This is a genomic window from Dietzia cercidiphylli (genome assembly GCF_014145145.1).
Lineage (GTDB): Bacteria > Actinomycetota > Actinomycetes > Mycobacteriales > Mycobacteriaceae > Dietzia > Dietzia natronolimnaea.
Genome location: NZ_JAALEA010000170.1, coordinates 1 through 15,467, shown reverse-complemented (window position 1 = coordinate 15,467; position 15,467 = coordinate 1). Strand labels below are relative to the sequence as shown.

Below are 15,467 nucleotides of genomic sequence, written 5' to 3'. Positions count from 1 at the left end.
CCCACCCTGACCCGCCGGGAGGCGCTGGCCGGGGCCGGTGTGGTCGCCGCCGCGGGCGCGGTGGGGGTCACCCTCCTCGCCGACCCCGCTCCGGTCTGGGCCACTCCCACGCGCCCGGTCGCCGACGACCTCGACGTCTACGTCCTGGTCACCGACGGCATGCGGCCCGACGAACTCAACCCCGTGCAGGCCCCCACCCTGCACCGGTGGGCCTCGGAGGGGACCAGGTTCACCGACGCGTCGTCGGTGATGATCGCCGAGACGCTCCCCAATCACGCGGCGATGGTCACCGGGGTCCTGCCCGAGCGCAACGGGGTTCCCGCCAACTCGATCTGGGACCACGCCGCCGGCACCGACAGGACGCTCGACCGGCCTGACGATCTCCGGGCGCCGACCGTGCTCGACCGGATCCGCACCGAGGCGGGCCTGACCACCGCGAGTGTCCTGAGCAAGGACTACCTCCACGGACTGTTCGGCGGGCGCGCGAGCGTCCAGTGGGCGCCGTTCCCGCTCGTCCCCATCACCGACCACTCCCTCGACTGGTTCACCATCGAGGCCCTCAAGCAGACCATCACCGACCACGCCCCCCGGATGATCTTCGTCAACCTCGGCGACATGGACCGCTTCGGACACATGGACCTGTCCGGGACCTCACTCCGCCTGGCGCGCAACCAGGCGGTCGCCAACTCCGACCACAAGCTCTGGGACCTCGAGCAGTTCCTCCGCTCGACCGGCCGCTGGGAGCGCTCGGTGGTCATCGTCCTGGCCGATCACGGGATGGACTGGTCGGAGCCGCTGAGACTGATCAGCGCGGCTGGTGCGATCGAGGCGGACGCCGCGATCCGTGGGCGCTTCGGGATCGCCCAGAACGGCGGGGCGGACACGTTCGCCTACCTCGGTCCCGCTCACGAGCGCGACGCCTCGCTGCGGCGACTGCGTGAGGTCGTGGGCGCGCTGCCGGGGGTCAACCGACTCTACGATCCGGCCGAGCTCTCGCTGGGTCGACTCGGCGGTGACCTGGTGGCCACGTGCCATCCCGGATGGCGCTTCTCCGACCCCACCCCGTTCTCCAACCCGATCCCCGGCAACCACGGGCACGAGGTCACCCTGGGGATCCCGTTCTTCGTCGGTGGCGGGCACCGGATCGTGCGTCGGGGCGGCACCGTCGACCGCCCGGTCCGCACACTCGACGTGGCACCGACCGTCGCCCGGCTGTTCGGCCTGGACCACGCGGGGATGGACGGCCGCCCGGCGCTCGAGGCGTTCCACCTCTGAGGCCGAGGCGGCTGGTCGGGCGGCTACCCGGCTGACGCGGGCTCCGCCTGGGTCCCCCGACCGCGGGTCACGGGCTTGGCGTCGATTCCCGACTCGGTGCGCTGCTGCGTGGTGATGGGCGCGGGAGCGTCGGTGAGCGGGTCGACACCGCCGCCGGACTTCGGGAAGGCGATGACGTCGCGGATGGAATCGGTGCGGGCCAGCAGCGCACAGATGCGGTCCCACCCGAACGCGATGCCGCCGTGCGGCGGCGCGCCGTAGGAGAAGGCGTCGAGGAGGAAGCCGAACTTCTCCTGCGCCTCCTCCTGCGAGATGCCCATGACTCCGAACACCCGCTCCTGGACGTCCTTGCGGTGGATGCGGATGGACCCGCCGCCGATCTCGTTGCCGTTGCACACGATGTCGTAGGCGTACGCCAGGGCCGAACCCGGGTCGGTGTCGAAGGTGTCCAGGTGCTCCGGCTTGGGGGAGGTGAACGCGTGGTGCACGGCGGTCCACGCCCCCGAGCCCACCGCCACGTCACCGGCGGCCGTGGCGTCGTCGGCGGGCTCGAACATGGGCGCGTCGACCACCCAGGTGAACGCCCACGCCTCCGGGTCGATCAGTCCGAGCTTGTCCGCGATCTCACCGCGGGCCGCACCGAGGAGCGCACGGGTGGACTTGACCCCTCCGGCGCCGAAGAAGATGCAGTCACCTGGCTCCGCGCCGACGTGCGCGGCGATCCCGGCGCGCTCCGCCTCCGACAGGTTCTTGGCCACGGGGCCGCCGAGCTCGCCGTCCTGGCCGACGAGGATGTAGGCCAGGCCCTTTGCCCCGCGCTGCTTGGCCCACTCCTGCCAGGCGTCGAGCTGACGCCGGGGCTGCGACGCCCCGCCCTTCATGACCACCGCGCCGACGTAGGGGGCCTTGAAGACCCGGAACGGGGTCTCGGCGAAGAACTCGGTGCACTCGACCAGTTCGATGTCGAAGCGCAGATCCGGCTTGTCCGAACCGAAGCGACGCATCGCCTCGTCATAGGTCATGCGCGGGATGGGGGTCGAGATCCGGTACCCGGCGGTGGCCCACACCTCGGTGAGGATCTCCTCCGCGATCGCGATCACGTCGTCCTGGTCGACGAAGCTCATCTCCACGTCCAGCTGCGTGAACTCCGGCTGCCGGTCCGCACGGAAATCCTCGTCCCGGTAGCAACGGGCGATCTGGTAGTACCTCTCCATCCCGGCCACCATGAGGAGCTGCTTGAACAGCTGGGGAGACTGCGGGAGCGCGTAGAAGGTGCCCGGCTGGAGGCGCGCGGGGACGAGGAAGTCGCGCGCGCCCTCGGGGGTCGACCGGGTCAGGGTCGGGGTCTCGATCTCCACGAAATCATGGCGGGCCATGACGCCCCGGGCGGCCGAGTTGACCTTCGACCGCAGTCGCAGTGCGGCCCCCGGCCCCTCGCGACGGAGGTCGAGGTACCGGTGGCGAAGGCGTGCCTCCTCGCCCACCTCGTCGTCGAGCTGGAACGGCAGCGCCGCGGCCTCACTGAGCACCTCGAACGAGACCACGTCGACCTCGACCTCCCCGGAGGCGAGGTTCGGGTTCTCCGACCCCTCGGGGCGGCGGTCCACGACGCCGGTGACGGAGACGCAGAACTCGTTCCGCAGACGATGCGCACGCTCCGCGATCTCTTCGGAGCGGAACACCACCTGACACACACCGGTGGAGTCCCGGAGATCGACGAAGATGACCCCGCCGTGATCCCGGCGACGCGCGACCCAGCCGGCCAGGGTGATGGTGTCCCCGGCGTCGGCGGCTCGGAGCTGGCCGGCGGAATGGGTGCGCAGCACTGCGGTGGTCCTCTCGTCGGAAAAGCGGGGTGGTCGGCGAACGGCGATCGGACCCACCGCGGCTCGTGCGGTCGGCCCCGGGTTCGGACGACGCACAGTCTACGTCCACCCGTCGTTGTTCCCGGTGTCGGCTGCGGCTGACACTTCCTGCCCAATACAGTGTCCTCGACGACGCGGTGGTTCGGCATGCCCGGGTGGACCGGCGGCCCCGTGGACGAGAGGGCGGCCGACATGACGTTCCGGCAGGGCGGGAGCCTGGACACCAGCGGGGTCTCCGGCGGGGGCCGCGGTGGTCGAGGGGGTCGCCGGGGGATGGCGGTCGGCGGAGGGGTCGGCGGCCTCGCCGTCGTCCTGGTCGCACTGTTCCTCGGGGTCGACCCGGGACTACTCGGCCTCGACCAGGGCGACAGCGGCCGGGGCCAGACCTCCGACTCGGCACAGCGGTTCCAGGCCCACATCGACCAGTGCGACCTCGACCAGGCCAACACGGACACGATCTGCCGGATCGTCGCCACGACGGAGAGCCTCGAGGACGTCTGGAACACCCAACTCCCCGACCAGGCCGGGATGCGGTGGGTCCAACCGCACACCACCATCTTCACCGGCGACGTCGACACCGCGTGCGGCGCGGCCTCCTCCGACGTCGGGCCGTTCTACTGCCCGGCGGACCAGGACGTCTACATCGACCCGGCCTTCTTCGACGAGGTCCTGGTCGGTCGGCTCGGGGGCTCACCCGCCGGCGCGGCCCAGATGTACGTCGTCGCGCACGAGTTCGGGCACCATCTGCAGACGATGCTCGGTGACATCCGCCGATCCCAGCAGGATCCGCAGGGCGCGTCCTCGGGCGCGGTCCGGGTCGAGCTCCAGGCCGACTGCTACGCCGGGCTGTGGGCCCACTACGCCACCTCGACCCCCGGTCCCGACGGCGGGGAGCCACTGCTGGAGAGCCTGACCCCGCGCGACGTCGACGCGATCATCCAGACCGCCGAGGCGATCGGGGACGACCACATCCAGCGGTCCGGCGGCGCCCGGGTCGACCCCGACTCGTGGACCCACGGCTCGTCGGAGATGCGGCGCCAGTGGTTCCTGACCGGGTACGACCAGGGGTCCGTGGAGGCCTGCGACACCTTCGGCGCGCGGGTGTGATCCCGCGGGGGCGGATCAGGGAGTGACGAGACCGGTGACGTGGGAGACCACGGAGTCCAGCGGGACCGGGGACTGCTCACCCGTGGCCATCGTCTTGACCACCACGGTTCCCGACGCCAGCTCGTTCTCGCCCACGACGAGGGTGACGGCGGCCCCCGACCGGTCGGCGGCCTTGAACGCGCCCTTCATACCGCGGTCGCCGTAGGCCATGTCCGCGCGCAGACCGGCGCGACGGAACTCGGCCAGCACGGGCACCAGCGCGGCCCTGGCCGGCGCGCCGAGAGCGACGCCGTACACGTCCACCCGGCCGCCGGAGGCGTGGTCGATCCCCTCCGCCTGCAGCGCGAGCATCGTGCGGTCGACGCCGATACCGAACCCGATTCCGGACAGAGCCTGGCCCCCGAGTTGCTCCATCAGTCCGTCGTAACGACCACCGCCGCCGATCCCGGACTGGGCGCCGAGGCCGTCGTGGACGAACTCGAACGTGGTCTTGGTGTAGTAGTCCAGGCCTCGGACCATCCGGGGATTGACCTCGTAGGCCACGCCGAGGGCGTCGAGGTGTGACCTGACTTCGGCGAAGTGCGCGGCGCTCTCCTCGGACAGGTGGTCGATCATCAGCGGGGCGCCCGAGAGCTGCGCGCGGACCTCCGGGCGCTTGTCGTCGAGGACGCGCAGCGGGTTGACCCGTGCGCGTTCCCGCGTGGCCTCGTCGAGGTCCAACCCGGCGAGGAACGCCTGCAGCCGTTCCCGGTAGGCGGGCCGGCATGAGTCGTCCCCGAGCGAGGTGAGCTCCAGCCGGAACCCGGTCAACCCGAGGGACCGGAAGGCCTCGTCCGCCACCGCGATCACCTCGGCGTCGAGGGCGGGGTCGTCGATCCCGATCGCCTCGATACCGACCTGCTGCAACTGCCGGTACCGGCCGGCCTGGGGACGCTCGTAGCGGAAGAACGGGCCGGCGTAGCAGAGCTTGACGGGCAGCTGACCGCGGTCCAGGCCGTTCTCGATGACCGAACGCATCACGCCGGCGGTCCCCTCGGGCCGGAGGGTGACGCTCCGTCCGCCACGGTCTTCGAACGAGTACATCTCCTTGGAGACGACGTCGGTGGACTCCCCCACCCCACGGGCGAACAACGCCGTGTCCTCGAAGATCGGCAGCTCGATGTGCCCGTAGCCCGCCCGCCGGGCGGCGGTGGTGATCGCATCCCGGACCGCGACGAACGCGGCGGAGGTCGGGGGGACGTAGTCGGGCACCCCCTTCGGTGCCTTGAGCGCGGTTTTCTTCTGGGTGCCGGTCACGTGTGGTGGGTCCTTGCGTCTCTCGGTGGGTGGTTCGGGGAGGGGGTTCTAGAGGTCACGCAGGAACGGGTTGGACCGCCGTTCCCGGCCGACGGTGGTCGAGGGTCCGTGCCCGGGGAGCACCACCGCGTCGTCGTCCAGCGTGAGGAACTTCTTGGCGATCGACTGCATGAGCACATCGGTGTCGCCCGCGGGCAGGTCGGTACGGCCGACCCCGTCCTGGAACAGCACATCGCCCCCGAGCACGACCGTTCGCCGGCCCTCCTCGGTGTCGACGACGATCCGGAAGGACACCGACCCCGGGCTGTGTCCGGGCACGTGGTCCACGTCGAAGGTCATCGCCCCGAAGCGCAGCGTGTCACCGTCGAAGACCTCGATGACCTCCGCCGGCTCCGTGAAGGCGATGTCCTTGAGCATCGCGGACAGGTCGAGCGACAGCCCCTGACCCGGATCCGAGAGCATGACACGGTCCTCCGGGTGGATGTACGCCGGCACGCCGTAGTGGTCCGCGACCTGCTGGGCGTTCCAGATGTGGTCCAGGTGGCCGTGGGTCAGCAGTACCGCCCGGGGCTTCAAGCCCGCCTCGGAGACCTGCCTGCGCACCTGGTCCTCGGCGTCCTGGCCCGGGTCGACGATCACGCAGTCCCCCGCGGCGTCGGACACGATGTAGCAGTTGGTCTGGAACATCCCGGCTGGGAACCCGATGATCTGCACGTCCCGTACTCCTTTTCTCGATCGCCCACGACGTCCGTCGCGAACTGCCGGTCCGACTGGGCGGTACACCGGAGTGGTGTTCAGCCGTCTCGGCCCGACCTGGTAGACAAGACCCCTGGGCTGGAGCGCTGTGGTCTGCTCTGTGAGTCCCCACCGCGGCGTCAGCCGACTGTTCCAGCCTAGTCCAGGTACCCAGGAGGGTCAGTGTCCACCAACCAGGAACGCCGAGCAGAGGCGCGTCAACGCCTGCGCGAGCAGATGGAGGCGCAGGCCCGCCGTGAGAAGCAACTCAAGATCGTCGCGGCGTCGGTCGTCGTCGCGGTCCTGCTGGGGATCGTCGGGGTGGTCGCATGGATCAACTACGACCGCAAGCGCGCGGAGGAGTACGCCGCCAACTGGCTGACCTGCGAGTACCCCACCGACACCGAGACCCCCGAGCCGCTCGACCCCGCGGAGTTCGAGGATCAGGGCGCCGAGGTGGTGGCGGAGGTCGAGGAGTTCAACGCGCAGGTCGAGACCGTCAACGACACCAAGCGTGACGCCGAGCCGCCGTCGGGCGACCAGGCCAGGCAGGGCCTGGCGGAGATCACCATCACCACCGACCGCGGTGAGATCCCGATCACGCTCGATCGGTCCGGCGCCCCCTGCAATGTCGCCAGCTTCGTCCACCTGGCCGAGCAGCGGTACTTCGACGACACCGAGTGCCACCGCCTGACCGTCTCGGAGGAGGAGCCCGGTCTGTCGGTCCTCCAGTGCGGTGACCCCACGGGGACCGGCCTGTCCGGTCCCGGCTACTCCGTGGTCGACGAGCCGCCCGCCGCGGATACCCTCGAGCTCGCCGACGACGGTTCGGGCGCCGCCATCTACCCCCGTGGCACCGTCGCCATGGCCAAGTCGCAGGCCCCCGACAGCGCCGGGAGCCAGTTCTTCCTGGTGTACGAGGACTCCGCACTCCCGCCGGAGTACACCGTCATGGGAACGGTCGGGGACTCGGGCCTCGAGGTCCTCGACGACATCGCCGAGACCGGTGTGAGGAGCGATGACCCGACCGACCGGGACAACCAGGTCCCGCGGCGCCCCGTCACGATCGAGACCGTGGTCGTCGACGCCCAGTCGGGGCTCCCCGAGAGGTGAGGCCCGGGGGCCGGGACATCCGGCTCAGTTCGACGTCATCCGGTTGACGTCGAAGACCCCCTCGACACCTCGGACCGTCTGCAGGACGTGTCCGAGGTGTTTGGGGTCGGCCATCTCGAAGGTGAACCGCGAGATCGCCACCCGATCGTCCCCCGCCGTCTGGACGGACGCGGACAGGATGTTGACCTTCTCGTCCGCCAGCACCTTGGTCACGTCCGACAGGAGCCGGTGTCTGTCGAGCGCCTCCACCTGGATCGCCACCAGGAACACCGCACCCGGCTGGGGTGCCCATTCGACCTTGACCAGGCGCTCGGGCTCGCGGTGCAGGTCGGAGGCGTTGGTGCAGTCGGTGCGGTGGACGCTCACCGTGCCGCCGCGGGTGATGAACCCGAGGACCTCGTCGCCGGGCACCGGCATGCAGCAGCGGGCGAGTTTGGCGTGCACGTCCTTGACCCCGCCCACGAGGATCCCGGGACCCGCCGGCGCGGGCCGGTTCGAGGTGATGTTCTTGTCCCGCGAGCGGTCCGCCAGCTCCTCGGTGACCTCGTCGGCCCCCCCGTGGGCGGCGACGAGCCGACCCACGATCTGCTTGGCGGAGACGTGGTTCTCCCCGATCGCCGTGTAGAGCGCGGTGACGTCGGCGAACCCCAGCTCCCGTGCGACACCGGCGAGTGACTCGTTGGAGAAGACCCGGTGGACGGGTACCCCCCCGCGCCGTACCTCCCGGGTGATGAGGTCCTTTCCGCGTTCGAGAGCCTCCTCGCGCCGCTCCTTGGCGAACCACTGGCGGATCGAACTCTTGGCCCTGCCGGACACGACGAACTTCTGCCAGTCCAGGCTGGGGCCCGCGTTGGGGTCCTTGGAGGTGAAGACCTCGACGACCTCGCCGTTCTCCAGCGGCTTCTCGAGCGCCACGAGCTTGCCGTTGACGCGCGCGCCGATGCACCGGTGGCCGACCTCCGTGTGGACGGCGTAGGCGAAGTCCACGGGGGTCGCGCCGACGGGCAGGTTGATCACGTCGCCCTTCGGCGTGAAGACGAAGATCTCCTTGCTGGTCATCTCGAACCGCAGGGAGTCGAGGAACTCGCCCGGGTCGGCGGCTTCACGCTGCCAGCTCAGCAGTTGGCGCATCCACGCCATCTCGTCCACCTCGGCGGGGTCTCCGTGGTGCTTGCCGCGGGTCTCCTTGTACCGCCAGTGCGCCGCGATCCCATACTCGGCGTTGCGGTGCATCTCGTGGGTCCGGATCTGGATCTCCAACGGCTTGCCGTCGGGCCCGATCACGGTGGTGTGGAGCGAGCGGTAGACGCCGAACCTCGGCTGCGCGATGTAGTCCTTGAACCTCCCCGGCATGGGCTTCCACGTGGAGTGCACCACGCCGATCGCGGCGTAACAGTCCCGCACGTCCTCGCACAGCACGCGGATGCCCACCAGGTCGTGGATCTCGTCGAACTCGCGTCCCCGGACGATCATCTTCTGGTAGATCGACCAGTAGTGCTTGGGGCGGCCCTCGACCCGGGCCTGGATGTGGGCGTTCTCCAGCTCGGCCCTGACCCGGTTGATCACCGTGCCCAGGTACACGTCCCGACTGGGCGCCCGGTCGGCGACCAGTCGCACGATTTCCTGGTACTTCTTGGGTTCCAGGATCGCGAAGGCGAGGTCCTCGAGCTCCCACTTCACGGTGGCCATGCCGAGGCGGTGGGCCAACGGCGCGATCACCTCGAGCGTCTCGCGAGCCTTCTTGACCTGCTTCTCCGGAGGGAGGAAGCGCATGGTCCGCATGTTGTGCAGGCGGTCGGCGACCTTGATCACCAGGACCCGCGGGTCATGCGCCATCGCGATGATCATCTTGCGGATCGTCTCCGCCTCGGCCGCCTCGCCGAAGTCGACCTTGTCCAGCTTGGTGACCCCGTTGACCAGATGGGCGACCTCGTCCCCGAAATCCGAGGCGAGGGACTCGAGGGAGTAGTCGGTGTCCTCCACGGTGTCGTGCAGCAGCGCCGCCACGAGGGTGGTGGTGTCCATGCCCATCTCGGCGCAGATGCTCGCGACCGCCAGCGGATGGGTGATGTAGGGGTCGCCCGACTTGCGGAACACACCCTGGTGTTGGCGTTCGGCGAGTGCATAGGCGCGTGCCAGCAGCGCCACGTCGGCCTTGGCGTGGTGGATCCGGTGTACACGGACGAGGGGCTCGAGAACGGCGGGCGTGGACGTCACCGTCAACCCGGAGGTGAGGCGTCGCGCCCACCTGGCCCGGACGCGTCTGCCGGCGGAGGGCCGCGCACCCGGGATCACGGGCAGGGGCTGCGTGTTGGGTTGGGGCTGCTCCGCGGGCACGGGCTGCGGGCCGGCGCCGACGTTCGCGGCGGGATCCTGGCGATTGGTCATGCCGGCTCCTCCCTCCGGGTCCGATCCGTCAACGACGGGCGGTGGTCACGCGACCGTGAGGCAGGTCAGCGGTGTGCCGGCCAGTCTATCCCTACCCCCGAGACCGGGGACCTCGAGCACCACGGACAGCCCCGCCACCACGGCGCCGCAGTCATCGAGGAGACCGACGGCCGCCCCGAGGGTGCCCCCCGTGGCCAGGACGTCGTCCACCACGAGCACCCGCTTCCCGCGGAGGTCGAGACCGTCGGCGGGGAGTTCCAACGTCGCCGCCCCGTACTCGAGTTCGTACGAGCGTGAGTGCACGGGCGGCGGGAGCTTGCCCGCCTTGCGGATGGCCAGCACCCCGGTGTGCAGCTGCACCGCGACCGCACCGGCCAGCAGGAAGCCGCGGGCATCCAGCCCCGCCACGTAGTCCACCGAGCCGATCTCGTGGCTCGCGACGAGCCCCGCCACCACCGCGTCGAAACCGTCGGGGTCGGCCAGAACCGGTGTGAGGTCGCAGAACTGCACCCCGGCCGCCGGGAAGTCCTCCACCCTGCGCATCAGTCTCTCGACGGCGGCGATGATCGCCGGCGACACCTCTGTGGCCGTGGGGTCCGTCATGCGGTGGCCCCGACCTTCTCCCGGCGGGCCAGGACCTTGGCGGTCTGGCGCTTGGTGTCAGGGTCGTGTTCCTTGAGGAGCACCAGCAGCGGTGTCGCGAGGAAGATCGATGAGAACGTCCCAGTGATGATCCCGACCACCTGGACGATCGCCAGGTCCAGCAGGGTGCCCACCCCGAGGATCCAGACCGCGACGACGAGCAGGGCCAACAGCGGCAGGATGCCGATGATGGTGGTGTGGATCGATCGCATGAGTGTCTGGTTGACGGCCAGGTTGGCCTCTTCCGCATAGGTGCTGCTCGACGAGTGTTTGGCCCCGCGGGTGTTCTCCTCCACCTTGTCGAACACGATGACCGTGTCGTAGAGGGAGAACCCGAGGATGGTGAGCAGGCCGATGACCGTGGCGGGAGAGACCTCGAATCCCAGGAGCGAATAGATCCCCGCCGTGGTGATGACGTCGAAGAAGAGCGCGACCACGCCGGCGACCGACATGCGCCACTCGAAGCGCAGCGCCATGTACCCGAACACGATCACGATGAACACCACGAGGGCGATGATCGCCTTCTCGGTGACCTGCCCGCCCCAGCTCTCGCTGCGTGCCGAATCGCCGATCGCCTCGATCGAGACCTCGCCGCTCGCCGCGACGGGCTGGAACTCCTCGAGGAGTGCGAGCTTGGTCGCGTAGATCTCGTCACTGGTGAGGAACCCGGTCTCCACCTCGACGATGCGCGCGTTCCCGGCGCCGACGACCTGGACCGTCTGGGGTTCCTGACCGATCGTCTCCTCGACGACGACGGCCACCCGGCCGGTGTCCGCATCCCCCGCCGGCATCGTCAACTTGGTGCCGCCGGTGAAGTCGATCCCGAAGGTGAACCCCCGGAAGATGATGCTCGCCAGGCAGATCGCGACGATGACGCCGGTGAGGAGGAAGTACAGGCGGCGCTTCTGGACGATGGGGAAGGCGCCGGTGCCGGTGTAGAGGCGGTTGAACAGACTCTCCGGCTGGTCGGGTCCGGTGGTGTCGGTGGTCTCGGTCGTTCCCGGGGCGCTCATCGGCCCTCCTCCTCGGAGTCGTCGCGGCGCGGCAGGATCATCGTCACGCCCGGGGTCGCCGGTCCCGGGTCCGAGGGCGGTCCGTCCGGACCGCGCACGGTCGCCGACACACCCCGGGTGCCACCGGAACCCGAATCGGCTCCGGCCTTCTCGGCGTCCTGCTCGAGGCGGCGCCGCTCGGCGGAGTCGACCCGCAGGGCCTCCATCCGGCCGAGGCCGTTGGCCCATGGTTTGGTGAACAACGGCTTCGTGGAGGCCAGGTAGACGAGCGGCCACAGCACGGTGAAGGCCACGAGGACGTCCATGACGGTGCTCAGCGCCAGGGTGAAGGCGAATCCGCGGACCTCACCGGTGGCCAGGAGGTACAGCACCACGGCGCCGATCAGGCTCACCACGTTGCCGGTGATGATGGTGCGACTGGCGCTCTTCCACGCCCTGGGTACCGAGGATCTGAACCGGTGTCCGTCGCGGAGTTCGTCCTTGATCCTCTCGAAGAAGACGACGTAGGAGTCCGCGGTCATACCGATACCGATGATCAGGCCCGCCACACCGGCCAGGTCGAGGCTGTAGTCCACCGTGTACCCGAGGAACACGAGCATCACGTAGGTGATCAGGAAGGAGATGGCGAGGGAGAGGAACGCGATCACGCCGAGCAGCCGGTAGTACACGACCGTGTACAGCAGCACAAGCAGGAAACCGATCGCGCCGGCGAGCAGTCCGGCCTCGAGGGAGGCCAGACCCAGCGAGGCGGGCACGTTGTCGACGTTCGGGTCCTCGAAGGAGATCGGCAGCGCACCGAACCGGAGGTTCGCGGCGAGCGCGGCCGCCTCGTCCATCGTGAAACTGCCGGTGATCGAGGTGGCCGATCCGACCGGTGTCACGCCCTGGACCACCGGGGCGCTGATGACCTCACCGTCGAGGAGGATGGCGATCTGACGCTGCAGGTTCTCCTGGGTCAGTCGCGACCACGTGGCGCTCCCCTGCTGGCCGGGGCCGGCGTTGAAGCGGAACGAGACCTCGTTCTGGCCGGCCTGTTGGCTGAATCCGGAGCCCACCGAGTCCTTGACGATCTGTTGGCCGTCGAGGCGCTCCCCGTCCTCCGGCTCACCGATGAGCAGCGGCACCGGGCCGAGCACGTACTTCGCTCCCTCGCCGCACGCGATCAACGCCTGGGCCTGGTCCTCGAAGCCCGCGGTGATCTCCCTCTCGGGGCACCGGAACTCCGGGAGGCGTTGGGCGAGTTCCTGCGGATCGCCCTGCCGGACCTCGAGGGCCTCCTCCACCGCCCGGGCGACCGCCTCTCGGTCACCGACCGCGGCGTCGACGGGTTCGACGTCCCCCTCGGCGACCGGCTGGACCTCGAGGACGGGGCGGATCGTCAGCTGCGAGGTGGTCCCGAGGTCACGGGCCTGGCTCGAGTCCTCGCCGGGCACCGTGAGGACGATGTTGCTCCCCTCGATGACCACCGAGGTCCCGGCCACGCCGAGCCCGTCGACGCGATCGCGGATGATGTCCTGGGCCAGGCGGAGGTCCTGCTCGTCCGGCTGCCCGATGGGGATCAGGGTGACCCGCGTGCCGCCCTGCAGGTCGATACCGAGCTTGGGTGTGAGGCCCCTCTCGGCCACGGCGAACGCGGCGAGGAAGAGGATGAAAAACACCAGGGAGAAGACGGACAGCAGTGCCCAGGGCCTGGGGCGGGCATCTACGCGTCGAGAACGGACTGGTGACACAGGTGATCTCTCTCGGTCTTCAGCAGAGGCCTCCGGCTGGACGGCCCCATCACACTACTCGCCGGTAGGCGGTCGTCAGGAACCAGCGCCGTCCGTCCCCGCGGCCGACCCGGGGGAGGTACCGGGGTCGAGCTTCTCGCGGATCACCCTGCGGTCCCACTGCGTCCGGACGCCGGGGGCGATCTCCAGGACCAGGCTCTCCTCGGCCACCGACACCACGGTCGCGTGCAGACCCGAGGTGGTGAGCACCTGATCGCCGACCGCGAGGGAGGCCTGCATCTCCTGCAGGTCCTTCATCGCCTTCCGCTGCTTGGAACTCTGGAAGAACATCAGCGCGATGAGCGCCAGGATCATGACGGGCAGCAGTAGTTCCAGTCCCATGCGGCGTCCTCTCGGTTCGGGACCCGTCGAGTCGGGGTCCGAAGGTGTCGGGTCCGGGCGGCGGACCGGTCCCGTTCGAGGATGCCACCTCCGTGGTCACCCGCGCGGGCCGGGTCCCGTCTCGGTCTCGACCGGGAGCATCGGTTCCTCCGGGTCGCGATTCGCGCGGCGCAGCCCCAGGTGCTCCCATGCCGCCGCGGTGGCCACGCGTCCCCGGGGGGTGCGCGCGAGCAACCCCGCACGGACGAGGAACGGTTCGCAGACCTCCTCCAGGGTGCTCGACTCCTCCCCCACGGCCACCGCGAGCGTGCTCAGACCGACGGGCCCGCCCTCGTGCTGGACCAGCAGCGCCCGCAGGACCGCACGGTCGAGCCGGTCCAGGCCCAACTCGTCGACCTCGTAGACGCGGAGTGCCGCGCGCGCGACGGGGACCGTGACCCGCCCGTCCGCCCGGACCTCCGCGTAGTCCCGCACGCGACGGAGCAGGCGGTTGGCTATCCGGGGCGTCCCGCGGGACCGCCCGGCGATCTCCGTCGCCGCCTCCGGCTCCACGGGGATCTCGAGGATCTCGGCCGCCCGGGACACGATTCTCGCCAGGTCCGCGTCCGAGTAGAAGTCCATGTGCGCGGTGAACCCGAACCGATCCCGCAACGGCCCGGTGAGCGCTCCGGACCGCGTGGTGGCCCCGACCAGGGTGAACGGGGCGATCTCGAGGGGAATCGAGGTGGCCCCCGGACCCTTGCCCACCATGATGTCGATCCGGAAGTCCTCCATCGCGAGGTACAGCATCTCCTCCGCCGGGCGCGCGATGCGGTGGATCTCGTCGATGAACAGGACGTCACCCTCGATGAGGTTGGAGAGCATGGCGGCGAGATCCCCCGGCCGCTCGAGAGCGGGCCCGGAGGTGATGCGGAGCGACCCGCCGAGCTCGGCCGCCACGATCATGGCGAGGCTGGTCTTCCCCAGGCCCGGAGGCCCGGAGAACAGCAGGTGGTCCGGGACCACACCACGACGGGTCGCCGCGGTGAGCACCAGCTCGAGCTGCTCGCGGACAGTCTCCTGCCCGATGAACTCACCCAGGTTCCGCGGGCGCAGGGCGCCCTCGACATCGGAGTCGAACGGGGTCGACGCCGCGGACAACTCGGCCTCCGCCCCGTCACCGGCCCCCGGCGTGAACGGCTCCTCGTCCCCGTGCCCGTACGGCCCCGTCATCAGCGCCTACCGAGTGAACGCAACGCCAGCCGCAGGGCCTCCGCCGGGCCGAGGTCCGGAGCGGTCGACAGGACGGCGGTCGCGGCCTTCTCCGCCTCCGTGGCGGAGAAGCCCAGTCCCTCGAGTGCGCCGGCCACCTCGGTCGCCGCCGGTCCACCCGGCATCCCCGGACCGTCGCCGCCGCCCACGGTGTCGTGCACCGGGCCGACCTTGTCCTTGAGTTCGAGCACCATCCGCTCGGCGGTGCGCTTGCCCACCCCGGGAACCCGCGTGAGCGCCTTGACGTCCTCGGTCCCCAGCGCTCTCACCAGCTGCTCGGGTTCGAGAGTGGCCAGGATGGCCAGAGCCAGACGCGGGCCGACGCCCGAGACCGTCTGGACCGTCGAGAAGAGGCGACGCGCATCGACAGAATCGAAGCCGTAGAGGGTCAGGGAGTCCTCGCGCACCACCAACTCGGTGTGCAGGGTCCCCTCGTCTCCCCGCCGCAGGCCCGCGAGCGCGGCCGGCGTCGCATGGACCAGGACGCCGACACCGCCGGCCTCCACCACGCAGCGGTCCAGACCGATCTCGGCCACCCTCCCCCTGATCGAGGCGATCACCAGCGCACTCCCTTCGTTCGAGCCATCGCCCGTGCCGCTGCCCGGGCGCGTTCCTGATCGGCGGAGCCGGTCCCACCCCGCGCCCGGCCGGCGTCGGCGGCCTCGGTCGCG

At 70.1% G+C, this 15,467-nt stretch carries 13 protein-coding genes; 3 read left to right on the top strand and 10 right to left on the bottom strand.

Annotated elements, in window-relative coordinates; genetic code table 11:
* Positions 1–1,275, top strand: a 1,275-nt coding sequence (locus G6028_RS06710) for an alkaline phosphatase family protein (RefSeq protein WP_182658401.1), incomplete at its 5' end; no start/stop codon positions are given.
* A gap of 23 nt (positions 1,276–1,298) precedes the next feature.
* On the opposite strand, the gene aspS is transcribed toward G6028_RS06710, so the two are convergent.
* Positions 1,299–3,101, bottom strand: a complete 1,803-nt coding sequence (gene aspS, locus G6028_RS06705) for an aspartate--tRNA ligase (RefSeq protein WP_182658400.1) — start codon at positions 3,099–3,101, stop codon at positions 1,299–1,301.
* Between the two features lie 231 nt (positions 3,102–3,332).
* Between aspS and ypfJ the strand changes: the two genes are divergently transcribed.
* Positions 3,333–4,247: a KPN_02809 family neutral zinc metallopeptidase gene (gene ypfJ / locus G6028_RS06700; RefSeq protein ID WP_182658402.1), complete on the top strand. Its 915-nt coding sequence runs from the start codon at positions 3,333–3,335 to the stop codon at positions 4,245–4,247.
* Positions 4,248–4,262: 15 nt separating this feature from the next.
* Here ypfJ and hisS read toward each other — a convergent pair whose 3' ends face one another.
* Together hisS and G6028_RS06690 are read right to left on the bottom strand one after the other, a co-directional pair.
* On the bottom strand, positions 4,263–5,543 hold the full coding sequence (gene hisS, locus G6028_RS06695; protein WP_182658399.1) for a histidine--tRNA ligase: 1,281 nt from the start codon (positions 5,541–5,543) through the stop codon (positions 4,263–4,265).
* Between the two features lie 48 nt (positions 5,544–5,591).
* Positions 5,592–6,257: an MBL fold metallo-hydrolase gene (locus G6028_RS06690; RefSeq protein ID WP_179525370.1), complete on the bottom strand. Its 666-nt coding sequence runs from the start codon at positions 6,255–6,257 to the stop codon at positions 5,592–5,594.
* A gap of 204 nt (positions 6,258–6,461) precedes the next feature.
* On the opposite strand from G6028_RS06690, the gene G6028_RS06685 reads away from it, so the two are divergent.
* Positions 6,462–7,391, top strand: coding sequence for a peptidylprolyl isomerase (locus G6028_RS06685; protein ID WP_182609388.1), 930 nt, complete (start codon positions 6,462–6,464; stop codon positions 7,389–7,391).
* Between the two features lie 24 nt (positions 7,392–7,415).
* On the opposite strand, the gene G6028_RS06680 is transcribed toward G6028_RS06685, so the two are convergent.
* The 7 genes from G6028_RS06680 to ruvA form a co-directional block, all read right to left on the bottom strand.
* Complete coding sequence (locus G6028_RS06680; RefSeq protein ID WP_182658398.1) at positions 7,416–9,779, bottom strand: RelA/SpoT family protein; 2,364 nt, start codon at positions 9,777–9,779, stop codon at positions 7,416–7,418.
* 45 nt (positions 9,780–9,824) lie between these two features.
* Positions 9,825–10,382: an adenine phosphoribosyltransferase gene (locus G6028_RS06675; RefSeq protein ID WP_182639229.1), complete on the bottom strand. Its 558-nt coding sequence runs from the start codon at positions 10,380–10,382 to the stop codon at positions 9,825–9,827.
* A complete protein-coding gene (secF, locus tag G6028_RS06670; RefSeq protein WP_182658397.1) occupies positions 10,379–11,434 on the bottom strand; it encodes a protein translocase subunit SecF in 1,056 nt (351 codons plus the stop codon). Before secF ends, G6028_RS06675 begins: the two co-directional genes overlap by 4 nt.
* Positions 11,431–13,092 (bottom strand): protein translocase subunit SecD, encoded by a 1,662-nt coding sequence (secD, locus tag G6028_RS06665; RefSeq protein ID WP_179525375.1) that lies wholly within the window; start codon positions 13,090–13,092, stop codon positions 11,431–11,433. The genes secF and secD overlap by 4 nt, the downstream gene beginning before the upstream one ends.
* A 147-nt stretch (positions 13,093–13,239) precedes the next feature.
* Positions 13,240–13,545 carry a preprotein translocase subunit YajC gene (yajC, locus tag G6028_RS06660; protein ID WP_179525376.1) on the bottom strand — a complete coding sequence of 102 codons (306 nt, stop codon included), beginning with the start codon at positions 13,543–13,545 and terminating at the stop codon, positions 13,240–13,242.
* Between the two features lie 96 nt (positions 13,546–13,641).
* Positions 13,642–14,757, bottom strand: a complete 1,116-nt coding sequence (ruvB, locus tag G6028_RS06655; RefSeq protein WP_206682188.1) for a Holliday junction branch migration DNA helicase RuvB — start codon at positions 14,755–14,757, stop codon at positions 13,642–13,644.
* Positions 14,757–15,356: a Holliday junction branch migration protein RuvA gene (gene ruvA / locus G6028_RS06650; RefSeq protein WP_182658396.1), complete on the bottom strand. Its 600-nt coding sequence runs from the start codon at positions 15,354–15,356 to the stop codon at positions 14,757–14,759. The genes ruvB and ruvA overlap by 1 nt, the downstream gene beginning before the upstream one ends.
* Between the last annotated feature and the right edge of the window lie 111 nt (positions 15,357–15,467).